Origin of the sequence: Plantactinospora sp. ZYX-F-223, assembly GCF_039649625.1 — a bacterium.
In the GTDB taxonomy this organism is placed as follows: domain Bacteria; phylum Actinomycetota; class Actinomycetes; order Mycobacteriales; family Micromonosporaceae; genus Plantactinospora.
Genome location: NZ_JBDJAV010000041.1, coordinates 49921 through 66282, shown reverse-complemented (window position 1 = coordinate 66282; position 16362 = coordinate 49921). Strand labels below are relative to the sequence as shown.

Here is a 16362-nt window from a genome sequence, read left to right as displayed (position 1 = left end):
CTGAGAATCTCCAGCTCGTCCGGTAGGCCGTCGGACTGGCTCTGACGTACTGCCGCTGCTAACACGGGCTCGACAGTGGCAGCGCCAGCCGGAAGCAGGCGCCTTCGCCGAGGGCGGTCTCCAGCTCGACATCGCCGCCGTGGGCACGGGCGAGGGAGCGGGCGATGGCGAGCCCGAGCCCTGCGTTGGCCCCGCCCGAGCGGCTTCGGGAGCGGTCGGTCCGGTAGAAGCGGTCGAAGACCCGATCCGCCTGCTCAGCCGTCATCCCCGGACCCTTGTCCGCCACTTCGAGCACGGCGCGGCCATCCGCCGTGCCGACGCCGATCCGGACCAGGGTGCCCGGCGGGGTGTGGGCGACGGCGTTGCCCACGAGGTTGGCGACGACCTGCCGCAGCCGGGCCTCGTCGGCGTGCACCGGGGCTGGGCCGGGCGGGCGGCTGCCGCCCGGACCGGTGAGTCGGACCGGGCGGGACGGGTCGAGGGCGCGCAGATCGTGCCGGGCGTCGTTGGCGAGGGTACGCAGGTCCATCGGCGCCGGGTCGAGCTGTCCGTCGGCCGCGTCGTCGAGCTGGGCAAGTAGCAGCAGGTCCTCGGTGAGGGCGGTGAGCCGGGTGGCTTCCCGGTCGATGCGGTGCATCGCCTCGTCGATGTCGGCCCGCTCCGCCAGCGCGCCCATCCGGTAGAGATCGGTCGAACCCTTGATGACGAAGAGCGGGGTGCGCAGTTCGTGACTGACGTCCGAGACGAAGACACGCATCCGGGACTCGGAGGCGGCCCGGTCGGCGAAGGCCCGTTCGAGCTGGCCGAGCATGGTGTTGAGGGAGACCGCGAGGTGCCCGATCTCCGTGCTTGCCGGGGCGAGGCTGGGTACCCGTCGGGTGAGGTCGCCGCCGGCGATCGCGGCGGCCGTCTGCTCGATCCGGCGCAGCGGTCGCAGGCCACGGCCGAGGGCGAACCAGCCGACCGCCGTGAGCAGGACGAGCAGCACAGCGCCGCTGATCAGGCTGCTTGCCCGGAGTCGCGCGATGGTGGCGTCGGCCTCGGTGAGCGGTGCGGCCGCGATCACCGTCCCGCCCCAGCCGACGGCCGGTCGGGCGACGGCCCGCCAGCGCCCCGAGCCGTCGGCGGCGGGCAGGTCGACGGCTGTCCCGTCGGTGCGGATCGTACCCAGCGCGCCGGTCGTCGGCAGGGTTGCGCTGTCCAGCCGGGCGGAGCGCATGCTCCCGGCCACCGCGCCGTCCGCGTCCAGGTACACCAGATACGGGCTGCCGATCAGGTCGAGGACGGGGTCGAGGAGTTCGGGGTGGCCGGCGGTGTCCTCGGCCTCGGGCGGCCCGGTTTCCGACACCCGGGAGATGATCGCGGTGAACGAGCGCAGCTGATTGTCGATCCGGTCGAGCTGATAGCGCTCCAGATGGTCGGAGACGACCGCGCCGATGAGGCTCAGCCCGGCCAGCAGCAGGCTCGTGGTGAGCAGCAGTAGCCTGGCCCGCAGTGAGAACCGGCTCAGCGGGTGCCTCACTGCCGGGGCTCCCGGATCACGTAGCCCACGCCGTGCACGGTGTGGATGAGCTTGGGCTCTTCGGCGTCGACCTTCCGCCGTAGGTAGGAGATGTAGGTGTCGACGATGCTGGCGTCGCCGCCGAAGTCGTAGTGCCACACCCGGTCGAGGATCTGAGCCTTGGACACCACCCGCCCGGCGTTCTCCATCAAGTAGCGCAGCAGCCGGAACTCGGTGGCGGAGACACGGACGGGTCGCCCCGCCCGTGTCACCTGGTGCCCCTCGGCGTCGAGTGCGAGCGGGCCCACCGTCAGCACGTCGCCGTGATGGCCCCCGGTACGGCGGAGGATTGCCCGGATCCGGGCGATCAGCTCCTCCAGGTCGAAGGGCTTCGTCACGTAGTCGTCGGCGCCGAGGGAGAGCCCGGTGATCTTGTCGGCCTGACGGTCCCGAGCAGTGAGGAAGAGCACGGGTACCGGCCCGCTGCGGCCCGGCAGGCGCTGTTCACGCAGCCGCCGGACCACCTCGAAGCCGTCCATGTCCGGCAGCATGACGTCGAGCAGCACCAGATCGGGCGGCTCCGCAGTGGCCGCGGCGACCGCCTCGGTGGCGGTTGCCGCGGAGGTCACCCGGAATCCGGCGAAGCGCAGCGTAGCGGAGAGCAACTCACGGACGGTGGCCTCGTCGTCCACCACCAGCAACCGCTCGGTACCTCCCCGGGAGGTCATCGCCTGACCTGATCGTTCCATGCCGGCCAGGATACGGAGGCTCGGCTCCGGAACACCTCGCCGCGCGGTCGACCGGCAGAGCCCGCCACGGTGCCCGTCATACGTCACGACGCCGGAAGACCACGAACGCGGCGGCCAGTACGGCGGCGACCCCGAGGCACATTCCGGCCAGGTTCAGCCAGGGGTGCGGGTAGTCGGGGTCCGGGACCGTCGCCAGGACCGCTGCCGCGCCCAGAGTCGGCCAGAAGTCGAAGAGACCCTGGAGCCACGAGGGGAAGAGGCCGGCGAGTGCGGGTACCAGGAAGACGATCCCCACCAGGGTGGCCAAGGCTCCCGCCGTGGCTCGCATGATCGTGCCGAGACCGACCGCCAGCAGCGCCATTGCCGAGAGATAGAGTCCACCACCCGCCACGGCGGAGAAGACACCGGGATCGCCGAGTCCCGCGTTCGGCACGTCCTGCGCGGCGAGGAGGATCTGTCCGAGGAAGAAGGCGCCGAACATCAGCGCCTGGCCCGCCACCATGGCGACGGCGGTGGCCAGCGCCACCTTGGCCGCCAGCAGTCGGTGCCGGCGGGGCGTGGCGGTCAGCGACGTCTGCATCAGTCCGGTCGCGTACTCGGAGGTGACGACCAGGATGCCCAGCACGCCGATGATCAACTGAGCGACGATGTACGACATCAGACTGAGGTTCGTCGGATCCCAAGCCTCCCGTTCGGCGGCCGTCGCGCTCTCGAAGTCCGCCCCGGCGGAGCTCAGGGCGAGAAACGTGATGCCGAGTCCGACCGCGAAGAGGCAGGCCAGGGTGTACCAGGTGGAGCGCAGACTGCGGAGCTTGATCCACTCTGCCCGGAGGCTGTGTGCGAAGGTCGGGTGGGGCCCGGTGGCGGACGACGTCATGCCGCGGCCCCCTGGTACTCGGTGCTGGCCCTGGTCAGTTCCATGAAGGCGTCCTCCAGCGAGGCCCGCTGCGGGGTGAGTTCGCTGAGCACGACCCCGTGGTAGGCGGCAAGCTTGCCGATCTCCCCGCTCGTCATGCCGGAGACGACGAGCGAGGCCTCCAGACCGTCCCGCACGGTGGCCCCGGCGGCGACCAGCCGCCGCGCGAAGGAGCCCGGATCGGGCACCCGGACGAGCACGGTGCCCTCGCCGTTGGCGTGCATGAACTCACTCATGCCGGTATCGGCGATGAGCCGGCCCCGGCCGATCACGACCAGGTGGTCGGCAGTCTGCGCCATCTCGCTCATCAGGTGGCTGGAGACCAGCACCGCCCGTCCCTCGCCGGCCAGAGAGCGCATGAAGTCCCGGATCCACCGGATACCCTCGGGGTCGAGCCCGTTCACCGGCTCGTCGAAGATCAGCACCCGGGGGTCGCCGAGCAGCGTCGCCGCGATGCCGAGTCGCTGTCGCATGCCGAGCGAGAAGCCTCCCACCCGCTTGCCGGCCACACCCTCTAGCCCGGTCCGGGCGAGCACCTCGTCGACCCGGCGCCGGGGCAGGCCGTTGCTCACCGCGAGCGCCAGCAGGTGGTCGTACGCCTTCCGGCTGCCGTGCACGGCGCTGGCGTCGAGTAGCGCGCCCACCTCGGTCAGCGGTACCGGGAGGTCGCCGTAGCGGCGACCGGCTATGGTGACGGAACCCCGGGTGGGAGCGGCCAGACCCAGGATCATCTTCATCGTCGTGGACTTGCCGGCGCCGTTCGGGCCAAGGAAGCCGGTCACCTGCCCGGGTTCGACGGTGAACGACAGGTCGTCCACCACCGTGTCGGACCCGTACCGCTTGGTCAGCCCCCGTACCTCGATCACTGTCATGGGCGAGAGCCTGGCCGGCCGGGCTGACCGGCTTCTGAAAGCTTCTGGGAGAATTCGGAGAATCCGGCGGCGCAGTCAGCGCGCCATCACCCGGCTGACCGCCGGCACGACAGCTCATTCACAGGAAACCCTGAGAGCGCCCGGCATGTGGCGGCGGCTAGACCAGGCCGGAGAGGTACTCCCGGCGACGCTGCGGTTCAAACTTCTCGATGGCGTACCGGAGCATGACCCGCGGCATGACCCGGTACCGTGCGGCGAGGAACTCCTCCGCCGCCGCTCTGTCGCGATTCCCCACCTCGCGCAGCATCCAGCCCACCGCCTTGTGCACGAGGTCGTGCGGGTCACGCAGCAGCCGTTCACTGAGCCGGAAGGTCCAACGGAAGTCTCCGGCCTTGACGAAGGCGAAAGTTGCCATGATGGCGATCCGCCGATCCCACACCAGGCTCGACCCGGCCAACCGATCCAGTACGCTCCGGTCCTTGTCGACCAGCCAGGGGCCGACGATGTACGGCGCGGACGAGTCGACCAGGTCCCAGTTGTTGATGCGGCCGGTGTTAGCCAGGATGATGCTGAAGATCCGGCCCCGTTCCTCCTCGTCCCCCTTGGTGAACTTCCGCACCAGGATGAAGAGCGAGGTCAGCCGCTCCTCGTGCACGCCGCTCGTCAGCAGCTCCGCCGTTTCGGCCAGCGAGATGTCGCGCCAGTACCGGCCGGCCACCCTGCGCTGGTCCGGTACGGAGACGCCGATGGCCCGGTCGCCCTCGCCATACCCGCCGGGAACCATCTGCAGAAACCGGCGCACTCCCTCCACCCGGCGCGGGTCGGCGAGGCTGGCGAGGTCGTGACGGACGTCGGCGGTCGTGGCCATGACTGTGCAACCTACCGCCATCGCCGGCACCGCCATGTGGTCGCGGGTTCGCCACGCCACGGTCAACCGCTGTGCCGGCGGGACCAGACGGTGACGGCGAGGGTTACCCGCTCCGGTTCCCGGTCAGCCCCGCCGCGTACGTCGGTGATCTGGAGTAGGGCGACGTGTTTCTGGTCGGTGATGACGCAGAGCTTGACACCGGGGCGCAGCTCGTCAGCCCGGAGCGGGGTGCCGCCGTACTCGGCGGAAAGGGTGGCGCAGTCGCGGAAGTGCTCGCCGGTGCGGTTGGCGGGCAGCCGCGCCATGACCGCGTGGTGCACGCTGACCAGGGTCGGTCCGGCGTCGGTGAACTCGAGGTCGGTCGCGGTCGCGCCCGGCGCTTCTTCTGCGGCCCAGTCGGCGCGTCCGGTGTCGAGGTCGATGACGTCGTCGCGGACGATGGTGACGCTGCCTTGGCGGCGGATGCTGTCCGCGCCGCTTCCGCCGGGACCGGGGCTCACGGTCGGGTGGCCCGTCGGCGAGGTGGAAACCTGTGCCGCCTGGTCAGAGTGGGCCGCTGGTGGAGCCGAGGGATCGACGCTCGATTGGCCCGCCTGGTAGAAGAGGGTCACGCCGCCCCAGACGGCGGTGAGCAGCGCGGCCGAGGCGCCCATGAAGGCCACGACGATTTGCCAGGGGGGTGTTCTGGGTGGCTGATCGGACGGTGCGGAGGTCACGGCCCCACCCTCTTCTCGGCGCGCCGGCAACGGCCTCAATCGAACCTTTCCACCTCCCCTTACGGTCCGCCCTGGCCAAAGGTGGAGGTCGGGCGGACGCGTCGCGCCGTTCAGGTGGAAAAGGTTCACTCAAGAATGCCCGACCGGAGAGCAGATTCGCCAGCCGTCGGAGGGTGGGCCGCCGGCCGTCACCAGATAGCGGCGCGCACCAGCCTGCCGATGTGCAAGGATCGCCTCGCCGCCAGCGCCCTTCCCGTACCGGCCGAGGGGACGGAAAGGGCCCGGACGCCACGGGCCGCTCATCGGCCCCGACCACCGACGACCCGGCCAACGGCAACCCGCCGTGCTTCCAGCGGGACGCCGACAACCGGCAGGGGCCGGGTGCGGTCACCGCCCCCGGGATGACCGTGGCGAGCAAGGTCAGCGAGCCGTACACCGGGTACACCATCGAGGCGAGCATCCCGTTCGCGGTGCTGCCGGACGCGGTGGACCCGGCGCACATGGGGTTCAACGTCCTGGTCTACGACTCGGACACCCAGGACCTCAGCTCGCAGTCCCGGCTGGGCTGGTCGACCTTCCAGGGCGTACGGGCCGACCCGTACCGGTACGGGCTGACCACCCTGCCCGGCTACACCCCGCCGCAGCGGGAGCCGAGCGAGCCGGTCTTCCCGGACACTGCGGCCCGCAGCGTGCAGAGCCCGCAGACCATCGCCCAGTCGGCGTCGGACGGAGTGGCCCCGGCGGCGGTCCACCGGCTGCCGGCCAACACCTTCACGGTGGGCGTGCCGAAGCGGGTGGACGGCGGCATCCTGGTCGACGTCCGGGCGACCCGGAAGGGGACGGCGTACCTCTACTCCTGGACCGGTGACACCGCGCTGGGCAGCCAGACGGTCGAACTGCGGTCCGGGCAGCACAAGCGGGTGTTCGTACCGGTCACCGAAGGCCGGGCCAGCTCGGTGCTGGCCGCGTTCGAGACCGCCGACGGGGCCGCGCTGGCCCGGCGGGCTCCGGTCGGCCGCTGAGGCGGCGGCCCGGAGCGGCCGATCCACGACAAACCCCGGTGGGGCCCTTCCCGGGCGGGAAGGGCCCCACGCCAGATGAACCTTCCACCCGTACGCGGCGATCGCATATCGCGTCCCGATATCGGATCCCGTAATGTCGGCGGTGATTCTGGGTGGAGGACTGAACATGGTGGAGTCAGCGGCCGGCGCGACGCCAGCGGCGCTACGGCGGCGGCTGGGGACGTTCGATGCGGTGGTGATCGGGCTCGGCGCGATGATCGGCGCGGGCATCTTCTCCGCTCTCGCTCCGGCGGCACACGCGGCAGGTTCCGGTCTGCTGCCCGGCCTCGGGCTCGCGGCGGTGGTGGCGTACTGCAACGCCACGTCTTCGGCCCGGCTGGCCGCCCGGTACCCGGCCTCCGGCGGGACCTACGTCTACGGTCGGGAACGGCTCGGCGACTTCTGGGGCTACCTGGCGGGCTGGGGATTCGTGGTCGGCAAGATCGCTTCCTGCGCCGCGATCGCACTCACCGTCGGCCTCTACGCCTGGCCCGGCCAGGCCCACGCGGTGGCGGTGGCCGCCGTGGTGGCACTGACCGTGGTGAACTACCTCGGGATCGAGAAGTCCGCGCTGCTGACGCGGGTGATCGTCGCCGCCGTCCTCGCGGTGCTGGCCCTGGTGGTGGTCGCCACTCTCGGCTGGGGCGCGACCGACGCGACCCGGCTGGACGTCGGCGCGGACGCGACGGCCGGCGGGGTCCTACAAGCGGCGGGCCTGCTGTTCTTCGCCTTCGCCGGGTACGCGCGCATCGCCACCCTCGGGGAGGAGGTCCGGGATCCGGCCCGGACCATTCCCCGCGCCATCCCGCTCGCGCTCGGCATCGCCCTCGGTGTCTACGCGGCGGTGGCCGTCGCGGTGCTGCTGGTGCTCGGCCCGCAGCGACTGGCGGACGCCGCCGCACCGCTGTCCGACGCCGTGCACGCCGCCGGAATGCCACAGCTGGAGCCGGTCGTACGCGCCGGTGCCGCCGTCGCCGCGCTCGGCTCGCTGCTCGCGCTGATCCTCGGCGTCTCGCGCACCACCCTGGCCATGGCCCGCGACCGGCACCTGCCGCACGCCCTGGCGACCGTGCATCCACGATTCAAGGTGCCGCACCGGGCCGAGTTGGCCGTCGGAGCCGTCGTCGCCGTCCTGGCGGCAACCGGCGACCTCCGCTCGGCGATCGGCTTCTCCTCCTTCGGCGTCCTCGTCTACTACGCCATCGCGAACGCCTCGGCCTGGACCCTCTCCACGGCGGAGAACCGGCCACCCCGGATCATCCCCGTACTCGGGTTCGCCGGCTGCCTGGCGCTCGCCGTCACCCTGCCGATCTCCTCGGTCATCTCCGGCGCCGCGGTACTGGCTGCCGGCGTCGCCGCCTATGCCATCCGCCGCGCCATCGCCGCACGCCGACGGCGGTAGACATTCGATCCTCCGGATCAGCCGGAGGCGTCGTCGCCGAGCACCTCGTCCGCCAACTCCCGCAGCGCCCTGCGGTCCTCGGCCAGCGCCTGCTTACCGGCCTCGGTGGCCCGGTAGACCCGGCGGGTGCGCCCCTCGACCACCCGCTGCTCGGAGACCAGCAACCCGTCCGCCTCCAACCGGTGCAGGGTCGGGTACAGGGTGCCGGGGCTGATGTCGTAGCCGTGGCGGGCCAGTTCCTCGGTCATCCACGCGCCATGGATCTCCTGCTCCGCGGCGTGATGCAGGATGTGCAGCCGCACCGCACCGCGCTGGAACTCCCGCACCCGGTCCACCTCCACACGCCCGCCGAACAGTGACGGAACCGATATCGGCATCCGATCCTACGCATGGTCGAGGAGATCGAACGGGATGCCGCCGTCGTCGCTCACCGGCACCGTGCCCTGCACCAGGCGCGGCCCCAACCGGGAGGAATCCAGCCCGGTCCGGGTTAGCCACCAGTGGACGTCCCTGCCCAGGATCCGCGGTGCCCGCCACCGCAACCACCCCCGCGTCGCGCGGCTCACCGTCGTCGCGAGCCTCACCCACGTCGCAAGGCTCACCCGCGCCACCTGGGCGAGGTCCACCCCGATCTGCACCGCTGAGTTCCCACCCCCGACCGGCACCACTCAGGTCCCACGCGACGGCGACGGCTCCCGACGAACCGTCCCCTCGCCCATGCCGTTTCGGTGGGCGGCGCCAGGTCTGCCTCCGCTGCTTCCGGGCGGTCGGGCGGCCCGGGCGGCCCGGGCGGCCCGGGCGGCCCGGGCGGACAGCTTGCGCGGCCACGCTGACCGTCCTGTGCGGACTCTGGCTATGCTTGCCGCGATCCGACAGCGTCGTTTCCCGCTTGATCGAAGGATGCGCACGTGACAGAGAGTTCGGCCCCCGCCGACAACCAGCAGGAGATCGTCAAGCTGGACACGGCCGTGCCGCAGACGGCTCGGATCTGGAACTACCTGTTGGGTGGCAAGGACAACTTCGCGGCCGACCGTGCGGTGGGCGACCAGATCATCCAGACCCTCCCGCAACTCGCCGAGAACGCGCGACTCTCCCGGGCCTATCTGACCCGGGCGGCGCGCTACCTCGCCGGCGAGGCCGGCGTCCGTCAGTTCCTCGACATCGGCACCGGCCTGCCCACCGCCAACAACACGCACCAGGTCGCCCAGTCGGTAGCACCGGACGCCCGCGTCGTCTACGTCGACAACGACGCCCTCGTGCTGGCGCACGCGCGGGCGCTGCTGACCAGCAGCCCCGAGGGTGCCACCGACTACATCGACGCCGACCTGCGGGACACCGACACCATCGTGCGCGAGGCGGCCAAGACGCTCGACCTGACCAAGCCGGTGGCGCTGTTCCTGATGGGCATCCTCGGTCACATCGAGGGCGACGACGAAGCAAAGTCGATCATCAAGCGAATCATGGACGCCCTGCCGTCCGGTAGCTACCTTGCGATGTACGACGGCAGCGACACCAGCGAGGCGGTCATCGAAGCCGTGCGGATCTGGAACGCCTCGGCAAACCCGAAGTACCACCTGCGCAGCCCCGACCGGATCGCCGGGCTGTTCGACGGCTTGGATCTGGTCGAACCCGGCGTGGTGTCGGTCAACGAGTGGAAGCCCGACCCGTCCACCCCGCCCGACGTCATCGACCAGTACTGCGCTGTCGGCCGCAAGCCGTAGTCGGCTGCAAGGTTGTCCAACCGAGCGTGGCTCGCTGGGTGTCGCCTGCCGGTTGCCGCGTGGTGGTGTGCTGGTCGCTGGCGTGCTCGCGGGTGGTGAGCCGGGCGGCGGAAGGATCCTGCCCAGGCAGGACCTCGCCGGCGACCGTACGCCGCGTCCGGCGGACGGGCCCGGGAGGGACCTGAGCACTCCAGACACCACCCCGGGCCCGGCCGCCTCCGGCCCCGTTCGGAACAGATCCGCACAGATCCGAACGGCCGATCAGGGCTACCGACGTGCCTCGGATGACAACGTGAACGTGGCGGTGACACGACGACGTAGTCCGGGAGGTGAATGCAATGGCGAAGCTCGCTCTGATGGGTCTTGCCCGCCTGGTGCGGCTCGACCGTGGCCGGATGGGCGGACGCTACCCGTGGGTCCCCTGACCCGAGGATGACGGTGGCCGGCCGGTCCGGCGGCCACCGTCGCGGGTACCCGCGCGGCGCACGCCGCACCGCCGCGGCCGGACCGCCGCGGGTCCAGACGACTCATACCAGTCCAGGTGCGAGGGATCACGAACATGTCCACAGTCGAGTACCCAGCGGGGCCGCGCGGGCGGCGCCTGGTCGGCAACCGGTACGACTACGAGCAGGACCGGATCGCGTTCCTCCAGCGGTGCCAGTACGACTACGGCGACGTGTTCGCGTTCAGCCCTCGGACGAGTGTGGTGGCCGACCCCGTCCTCGTCCACGAGATCCTGGTACGCACGAACACCGACTTCGGTATCGAGGTCGCCCTGTTCGACGATGCCCCGCCCGAGGCGACCGCGCGGCAGACCCCGACGGCGATGGCCGGACGTAGGAAGAGCTGGCCAGGGGTCAACCGGGCGGCGGTGGACGCTCACAGCCACCGCCTGGTGGACATCTTCCACGCCCGCCTGGGTCCCATGCTCGGCCGTGAGGTCGACGTGGCGGCGGTGATGAAGTCCTTCGTCATCCACGCGACTACGGACTACTGCCTCGGTGGCAGCGCCGAGAGGGCCGCCGCCGACGAGACCGCCGACGTCGAGGAGGTTGCCGAGGCGGTCGCCGAGGCGGCGGAGCGCTCGACCGCCCTGATGTCGAGCTCGCTGTCCCTGCCGAGCTGGCTGCCGGTACCTGCGGTCCGCTCGGCGAAGGCAGCCAATCGGAGGCTCGCCGACCTGCTCTACAAACGCATCCGGCAGCGGCGTGCCGAACGCTGGGACACGGTCGGCGATCTGCTCGACACCATGCTCGGCGGCGACGCCGAGCCGCTCGACGACGAGGCCGTCTACCGGACGCTGTCGGTGATGCTGCGGGCCTCGCACGGCGTACCGGGCACGACACTCGCCTGGGCGGTGCTGGTCCTCGCGCGGGAACCCGGGATCGCCGCCCGGATCCGGGTTGAGGCGGAGGTGCTGGCACAGCGGGCGCACCGGGCGGTCACCGTCGATGACCTGCCCTACACCGAGGCGGTGGTGAAGGAACTGCTGCGGGCGTACATCCCGACCTGGCTCATGGGCCGCGAGGTGCGTACCCATACGACGCTCGGCCGGTGGAGCTTCCGGCCCGGCCAACAGGTCATGATGCCTGTCTATCTGATGCACCGCGACCCGAGGTGGTGGGACAGGCCGGAAGAGTTCCTGCCCGACCGCTGGCTCGGAACGCGGCAGCCGCACGCCCGGTTCGCGTATCTGCCGTTCGGGGCCGGACCGCGGATCTGCCTGGGCAACCAACTCGGTTTGCTGCAACTGGTGCTCGCCGTCGCCGCGCTGGTACGCGACTACGACGTCACGGTGGTCGACCCGGACACGGTTGTCATGCGGCCGGAGGCGCTGTTGGTCCCGGCCGGGTTGCGCGCCCGGTTCGTCCGCAGGTAGCGCCGTCGTCGGCTCCGGTGTCGTCGCCGGCCGCGGGCGACCGGCCGGCAACCGGATCGATGACCGCGTGTGCCGCGACGCCGCGCTGATCGCCATGCCGGCGGCATCTCGTTTCGTCCGGACGATGTCGTCGGGCTACGCCTTCGCACGGGAGTGGGTCGGTGACCGACATCCACGCCGTCGGCCTGGTCGAGCTTCATTCGCGCCCCCACTGTCACCGGCCCGGTCAACGCCGCCGCGAACGCCGCGCCGAGATCGCCGGTACGCATCGACGGGACGAGCCGCCGCAGCGCGTCGACGGTCATCGGCGTCGGGTTGTTCGCCCGCGGGTACTCCGCCGCGCAGCGCTGGGCGATCCGGTCGTCGGCGTCCTCGCCGATGCTGGAGCTGCTAGCCGCGGGCTTGACGGCGGAGGACAGGGATGCCGGCGCCCAGCAGGGCAACGGCCCCGATGACGAACGCCCAGAACCATCGACTCCGGAGAATGTCGGGCTGACCCCAGGCGCCGTCGGCATAGCGCGACAGCGTGGCGATGATGACCACCTGGGCTATCCGGTCGTTGCGCCCGGCACAGGAAGCGACGGGCCGCGGCCGCTCGACGCCGGCCCTGGTCGTCGTCTCGACGAGGCCGGCAACTCCGCGACCCGCCACTGCCCGTTCCGGCCGCTCATGGCCCTCCTTGAGCGGCCGACGGTCCAGGGTGACAAAGTTCGTGGATTCGTTGGGTCACAGCGAACCCGCGAAACGCGACGATCAGCGTACTTCAGCAAACGGAGCTGGATATCAGCGGTTTGTCCGAGAGGACGCAGTAGATGCGACGAGTCCTGACCCTGCTGGCCTCGCTGGCGGTTATCGCCGGCCTGACGGTGGTCGTGCCAGCTCCCGCCCAGGCAGCCCCCGGCCGTGGCGACACCAAGGACAATCCGATAATTTTCGTTCACGGTTTCGCAGCCTCCGGCGGCCACGACTGCAGCAGTACCTGGTTGAATGCGCGCACGCACCTCCGGAACGAGGGCTGGACCGGGCCGCTGTCGACATTCGGCTACTACGGTGGCAGCACGAACTGCACCTTCCAGCACGACGGCAACCGCGACACGTCGATCCACACCGTCGCACACAGGCTCGCTGACGTCATCTACAACGAGTACTCCAGCAACGGCCTCAAGGTCGACGTGGTGGCGCACTCCATGGGTGGCCTGGTGATCCGCTCGGCGCTGCTGAACGTGCAGCGCAACACTCCGGGCTGGCCGCCCTACCTCTACGTCGAGGACGTGATCACTCTCGCCACCCCACACGAGGGGGCCCAGGATGCCAATTTCTGCGCCTTCTGGCTGCAGTGCCGGCAGATGATACCGGGCAGCGTCTTCTTTGATGAACTCGAGGTTCTTGGTACCGGGACCGGCGGACGCCCGAGATTGCCCGTGTCGGCCATGGGCACAGACTGGACGGTGATGTCGTCGTTCGAGGACGACATCACCCTGGAAAGTTCGGGCGTCAACGTGGATGCGAGCCACCGGCTGCAGTACAACGCCGCGCAGTGCACGGGCGACGAGCCAGGCGTCGAACACGGGGACTTCCCGAGAAGGGTTGCGGGGTCCTTCTGCGTCCGGATCTACACCCGCGTCGAGGGTTGGACTGGCTGGATTCTGCAAACATCCCCGGTCGATCGGGCGTACCGGGGCGCCTACTACAACTCCAGCATGTAACGCAGGACGCCCTTGGCCCGCACGGCTGCCGGCCTCGGTGCGTTACGGCCCGGCCGGCAGCCTGCTCCGCAGGTACCGCGCCAGTGGCGGCCGTTGCACATGTGCGGAACCGGGTGCAGGGTCGCACCCGGTTCCCTGGATCAGCTCTGCTTGGTCTCCCAAAAGATCTTCGAGATCTCCCCGATCTTCGTGAGGAGTTGCTCCGCTACGGCCGGGTCCGCGGAGCCCTTCGCACCGCCGGCGCCGGCCAGCTTGGTGGCCTCGTTGAAGAGCGTGTGCAGCTCCGGGTACTTCTCGAAGTGCGGCGCCTTGAAGTAGTCGGTCCAGAGCACCCAGAGGTGGTGCTTGACCAGCTCGGACCGCTGTTCCTTGATGATCAGCGAGCGGGTCCGGAACTCCGGATCGTCGCTGGCCTGATACTTCTCGCAGATGGCCTTGATCGACTCAGCCTCGATGCGGGCCTGGGCCGGGTCGTAGACGCCGCAGGGGAGGTCGCAGTGAGCGCGCGCGACGAGGCGGGGACGGAGAAGGCGGGGCAGTGGCATCAGATTCCTTCCGGCAAGGGTGCTGAGGTGACGAACGTCCTGTTGTGATCGATCAGCCGCCCGTCGACCCAAGACCTTGAGCACGGCAGCGCCGACGGGCGTCGGGTCGCCGGCCGCTACGGGTTGCGTCGGCCTGACCCGAAGCGCAGCGAGGACGCCGGGCCTTGACCTACGCCGAGACCCTAAAACCTCAACCGCGCTTCATGTCAAACGTCGGCTGACTACAGGTACGCCGTCGAGGGCTGCCTCGTCCCTGAGGCACGGTTCCGGTTCGCGGTGGCGGGGCCCTCTGGTCCCCGGCCCGGCCACTCGATGCCGTAGGCCTGGTAGTCGCAGACGTCCTGCGGCTCGGCGCGGTCCGCTGCCTGCCCTGGTCGCCGATACGTCCGGTGCCAGTGGCCGGCGGCAGACGGGCCACGCCGAGCTCGGCGGGTTCGGCGTGGCCCTCAGCCGTCGATTGCCTGGTAGACCGTGGTCCAGAAGTCGTGGATGAGGTGCGCCGAGTTCGGGACCGACAGCCCGACCTGGGTGAGCAGGATTCCGGTGAGCTGGTTGTCCGGGTCGGCGTAGGTCGAGGTGCCACTTCCGCCGTCCCAGCCGAACTGGCCGATGGACGCGTAGTCGGCACGGTAGGTGCGCACCGCCATCCCGAAGCCCCAGCCGCCGTGCTGCCCTTGACCGAACGACACATGGACGTTGTTGCGGGCCATGGCGTCTCGGGCGGCCTGTTGCTCGGACGTGAGGCGGTTGGTGGTCATCAACTCGACGGCGGACCGGGACAGGATCCGTTCGCCCCCGTGCGTCCCGCCATTGAGCAGCATCCGGAAGTAGGCGTGGTAGTCGTCGGCGGTGGAGACCAGCCCGCCGCCGCCACCCTGGAACGCCGGAGGCTGACTCCAGCGTCCCCCTTCGGGGTCGTCCCACACGGTGAACTCGCCGGTCTGAGGGTTGGGGGCGTAGAGGGTCGGCAGCCGGTCGAGCTTGTCGGCGGGCACGTGGAAACCGGTGTCCTTCATGCCCAGGGGGTCGAAGATGCGCTCGCGCAGGAACGTCTCGAACGACTGGCCCGTGACCCTGGCGACGAGCACGCCAAGGAGATCGTGGCTGATGTGGTACTGCCAGCGCTCTCCCGGCTGGTGCATCAGCGGAAGCGTGCCAAGGCGCCGCATCCACTCGTCCGGCTCGGGCATCGGTTCCGGCAGATCGGGCGTGAGCCCCTGCTCGAAGATGGCGCCCATGATGGGAGTGCCCAGCGACGTCAGGTCCATGCCGAGCCCGAACGTTGAGGTCAGCAGGTCCCGTACGGTGATCGGCCGCCGCGCCGGCACGGTGTCGTCCAGCGGGCCGTCGATCCGCGTCAGCACCCGCCGGTCGGCCAGTTCCGGCAGCCACTGCTCCACCGGCTCGTCCAACCGCAGCCTGCACTCGTCGAGCAGCACCATCGCCGCCGCCATCGCGACCGGCTTCGACGTCGAGGCCATCCGGAAGATCGTGTCTCGGCCCATCGGCGCGCCACCGTCATGGCGCATCGTCCCGATCGCTTTGACGTGCGTCTCACCGCCCCGGCTGACCAGGGCGACAAGCCCGGGAATCCTCCCGGAATCGACGTGCCGTGCCAGCACGTCGCGCATTCTGCGCAGCCCTGTTTCCGCGAAGCCGCTGCGCTGGTCCGTGCGGGTGATGGACATGGTTGTGTGCTCCTTTGGTTGACGGACAGCCGGGTGGAATGCCGTCCTGTTCGCACCCGGGTAACTGGATTGCCCAGGTCAGATCGCCCGAGGGAATCTCCCGCTCGGTGGACCCCGACCTTGCTGGGAGAGCGGATTGTCAGCAGCCGAGCCGATCGGCAATCACACCCAGCACCTGCCGCAGATCGCGTGACATGCGGGCACGCAGGCCGATCTCAGCGATCCCGGCCGCGAACCCCGGATGGTCGGGGTGGACCCGGTGGACACGATGGGTCACCCGGGTACCTGCGGGGCAGGCGGTGGCGGCGTGCACCCCGGCGTACCAGCTCTGCACCGCCACCCTGGACCGGGCCTGGTCCACCTGGATCTCCACCGGCTCCACCAGCCCGGCGAGTTCGGCGCGGTAGACGCCGGCGCCGGCCCCGGCCACGACGGTCATCGCCCCCTGTCGAGCCGCCGAAGCCCTGGCCAGCACCAGCAGGTTGTCATCGCCAACCCGCCCCTCCGCGACGGTGAGCAGGACCGCGGCGACCGCGGCGACGGGCGCGGCGAGCGTCCCCTGCACTTCCCACCGGGTGGGCAGCGCGTCCAGTTCGGCGAGTAGGGAAGGCGTCGTGTGCATGGCGAAGAGCGTCGACGCGGCGGCCTGCCCGGGACAACCCATGCCGCGCCTTGCGGGACGCGGGACATCCCACTGATAGCCGGCTGACCTGCTCTTTCGCTCCAGCGGACGGCTGT

General features: G+C 70.4%; 17 protein-coding genes. 5 read left to right on the top strand and 12 right to left on the bottom strand.

The genetic code is table 11. The features are described 5' to 3' along the window. Nucleotides 1-58: 58 nt before the first annotated feature. The 6 genes from AAH979_RS32520 to AAH979_RS32495 all read right to left on the bottom strand — a co-directional run bounded on the left by AAH979_RS32520 (nt 59) and on the right by AAH979_RS32495 (nt 5622). Nucleotides 59-1522, bottom strand: coding sequence for a HAMP domain-containing sensor histidine kinase (locus AAH979_RS32520; RefSeq protein ID WP_346261966.1), 1464 nt, complete (start codon nt 1520-1522; stop codon nt 59-61). Beyond that, nucleotides 1519-2250, bottom strand: coding sequence for a response regulator transcription factor (locus tag AAH979_RS32515; RefSeq protein ID WP_346261965.1), 732 nt, complete (start codon nt 2248-2250; stop codon nt 1519-1521). Before AAH979_RS32515 ends, AAH979_RS32520 begins: the two co-directional genes overlap by 4 nt. Nucleotides 2251-2326: 76 nt before the next feature. After that, nucleotides 2327-3127 carry an ABC transporter permease gene (locus AAH979_RS32510; protein ID WP_346261964.1) on the bottom strand — a complete coding sequence of 267 codons (801 nt, stop codon included), beginning with the start codon at nt 3125-3127 and terminating at the stop codon, nt 2327-2329. Further along, nucleotides 3124-4032, bottom strand: coding sequence for an ABC transporter ATP-binding protein (locus tag AAH979_RS32505; protein ID WP_346261982.1), 909 nt, complete (start codon nt 4030-4032; stop codon nt 3124-3126). Before AAH979_RS32505 ends, AAH979_RS32510 begins: the two co-directional genes overlap by 4 nt. A 163-nt stretch (nt 4033-4195) precedes the next feature. After that, nucleotides 4196-4906 carry a DNA alkylation repair protein gene (locus AAH979_RS32500; RefSeq protein WP_346261963.1) on the bottom strand — a complete coding sequence of 237 codons (711 nt, stop codon included), beginning with the start codon at nt 4904-4906 and terminating at the stop codon, nt 4196-4198. 62 nt (nt 4907-4968) lie between these two features. Next, the gene (locus tag AAH979_RS32495) at nt 4969-5622 is read right to left on the bottom strand and encodes a hypothetical protein (protein WP_346261962.1); all 654 of its coding nucleotides are present in this window, start codon (nt 5620-5622) and stop codon (nt 4969-4971) included. Between the two features lie 221 nt (nt 5623-5843). Between AAH979_RS32495 and AAH979_RS32490 the strand changes: the two genes are divergently transcribed. Both AAH979_RS32490 and AAH979_RS32485 read left to right on the top strand, forming a co-directional pair. Beyond that, nucleotides 5844-6644 (top strand): sugar-binding protein, encoded by an 801-nt coding sequence (locus AAH979_RS32490; RefSeq protein ID WP_346261961.1) that lies wholly within the window; start codon nt 5844-5846, stop codon nt 6642-6644. A gap of 166 nt (nt 6645-6810) precedes the next feature. Beyond that, nucleotides 6811-8085, top strand: a complete 1275-nt coding sequence (locus tag AAH979_RS32485) for an APC family permease (RefSeq protein WP_346261960.1) — start codon at nt 6811-6813, stop codon at nt 8083-8085. Nucleotides 8086-8102: 17 nt separating this feature from the next. Here AAH979_RS32485 and AAH979_RS32480 read toward each other — a convergent pair whose 3' ends face one another. Next, complete coding sequence (locus AAH979_RS32480) at nt 8103-8462, bottom strand: PadR family transcriptional regulator (RefSeq protein ID WP_346261959.1); 360 nt, start codon at nt 8460-8462, stop codon at nt 8103-8105. Between the two features lie 6 nt (nt 8463-8468). Then, nucleotides 8469-8723, bottom strand: coding sequence for a hypothetical protein (locus AAH979_RS32475; protein ID WP_346261958.1), 255 nt, complete (start codon nt 8721-8723; stop codon nt 8469-8471). Nucleotides 8724-8993: 270 nt separating this feature from the next. Here AAH979_RS32475 and AAH979_RS32470 point away from each other — a divergent pair, with 270 nt between their 5' ends. Then, nucleotides 8994-9806, top strand: a complete 813-nt coding sequence (locus AAH979_RS32470; protein WP_346261957.1) for an SAM-dependent methyltransferase — start codon at nt 8994-8996, stop codon at nt 9804-9806. A 559-nt stretch (nt 9807-10365) separates the two neighbouring features. Beyond that, complete coding sequence (locus AAH979_RS32465; protein ID WP_346261956.1) at nt 10366-11685, top strand: cytochrome P450; 1320 nt, start codon at nt 10366-10368, stop codon at nt 11683-11685. 390 nt (nt 11686-12075) lie between these two features. On the opposite strand, the gene AAH979_RS32460 is transcribed toward AAH979_RS32465, so the two are convergent. Next, a complete protein-coding gene (locus AAH979_RS32460) occupies nt 12076-12228 on the bottom strand; it encodes a hypothetical protein (protein ID WP_346261955.1) in 153 nt (50 codons plus the stop codon). A 269-nt stretch (nt 12229-12497) separates the two neighbouring features. Here AAH979_RS32460 and AAH979_RS32455 point away from each other — a divergent pair, with 269 nt between their 5' ends. After that, nucleotides 12498-13391: a hypothetical protein gene (locus AAH979_RS32455; protein ID WP_346261954.1), complete on the top strand. Its 894-nt coding sequence runs from the start codon at nt 12498-12500 to the stop codon at nt 13389-13391. A 140-nt stretch (nt 13392-13531) separates the two neighbouring features. Here the strand turns inward: AAH979_RS32455 and sodN are convergent, their stop codons facing one another. From sodN to AAH979_RS32440, 3 genes are all read right to left on the bottom strand, one after another. Then, a complete protein-coding gene (gene sodN / locus AAH979_RS32450; RefSeq protein WP_346261953.1) occupies nt 13532-13936 on the bottom strand; it encodes a superoxide dismutase, Ni in 405 nt (134 codons plus the stop codon). A gap of 446 nt (nt 13937-14382) precedes the next feature. Next, nucleotides 14383-15624, bottom strand: coding sequence for a serine hydrolase domain-containing protein (locus AAH979_RS32445; protein ID WP_346261952.1), 1242 nt, complete (start codon nt 15622-15624; stop codon nt 14383-14385). 139 nt (nt 15625-15763) lie between these two features. Further along, entirely contained in the window at nt 15764-16246 is a 483-nt protein-coding gene (locus AAH979_RS32440; RefSeq protein ID WP_346261951.1) for a hypothetical protein, read from the bottom strand. Nucleotides 16247-16362: the final 116 nt, after the last annotated feature.

Bases quoted from the DNA above. Each gene is read 5' to 3' on its own strand.
- AAH979_RS32500 (WP_346261963.1), bottom strand. From the start codon at position 4,906: ATGGCCACGACCGCCGACGTCCGTCACGACCTCGCCAGCCTCGCCGAC.
- AAH979_RS32445 (WP_346261952.1), bottom strand. From the start codon at position 15,624: ATGTCCATCACCCGCACGGACCAGCGCAGCGGCTTCGCGGAAACAGGG.
- AAH979_RS32515 (WP_346261965.1), bottom strand. From the start codon at position 2,250: ATGGAACGATCAGGTCAGGCGATGACCTCCCGGGGAGGTACCGAGCGG.
- AAH979_RS32455 (WP_346261954.1), top strand. From the start codon at position 12,498: ATGCGACGAGTCCTGACCCTGCTGGCCTCGCTGGCGGTTATCGCCGGC.
- AAH979_RS32485 (WP_346261960.1), top strand. From the start codon at position 6,811: ATGGTGGAGTCAGCGGCCGGCGCGACGCCAGCGGCGCTACGGCGGCGG.
- AAH979_RS32440 (WP_346261951.1), bottom strand. From the start codon at position 16,246: ATGCACACGACGCCTTCCCTACTCGCCGAACTGGACGCGCTGCCCACC.
- AAH979_RS32465 (WP_346261956.1), top strand. From the start codon at position 10,366: ATGTCCACAGTCGAGTACCCAGCGGGGCCGCGCGGGCGGCGCCTGGTC.
- AAH979_RS32480 (WP_346261959.1), bottom strand. From the start codon at position 8,462: ATGCCGATATCGGTTCCGTCACTGTTCGGCGGGCGTGTGGAGGTGGAC.
- sodN (WP_346261953.1), bottom strand. From the start codon at position 13,936: ATGCCACTGCCCCGCCTTCTCCGTCCCCGCCTCGTCGCGCGCGCTCAC.
- AAH979_RS32510 (WP_346261964.1), bottom strand. From the start codon at position 3,127: ATGACGTCGTCCGCCACCGGGCCCCACCCGACCTTCGCACACAGCCTC.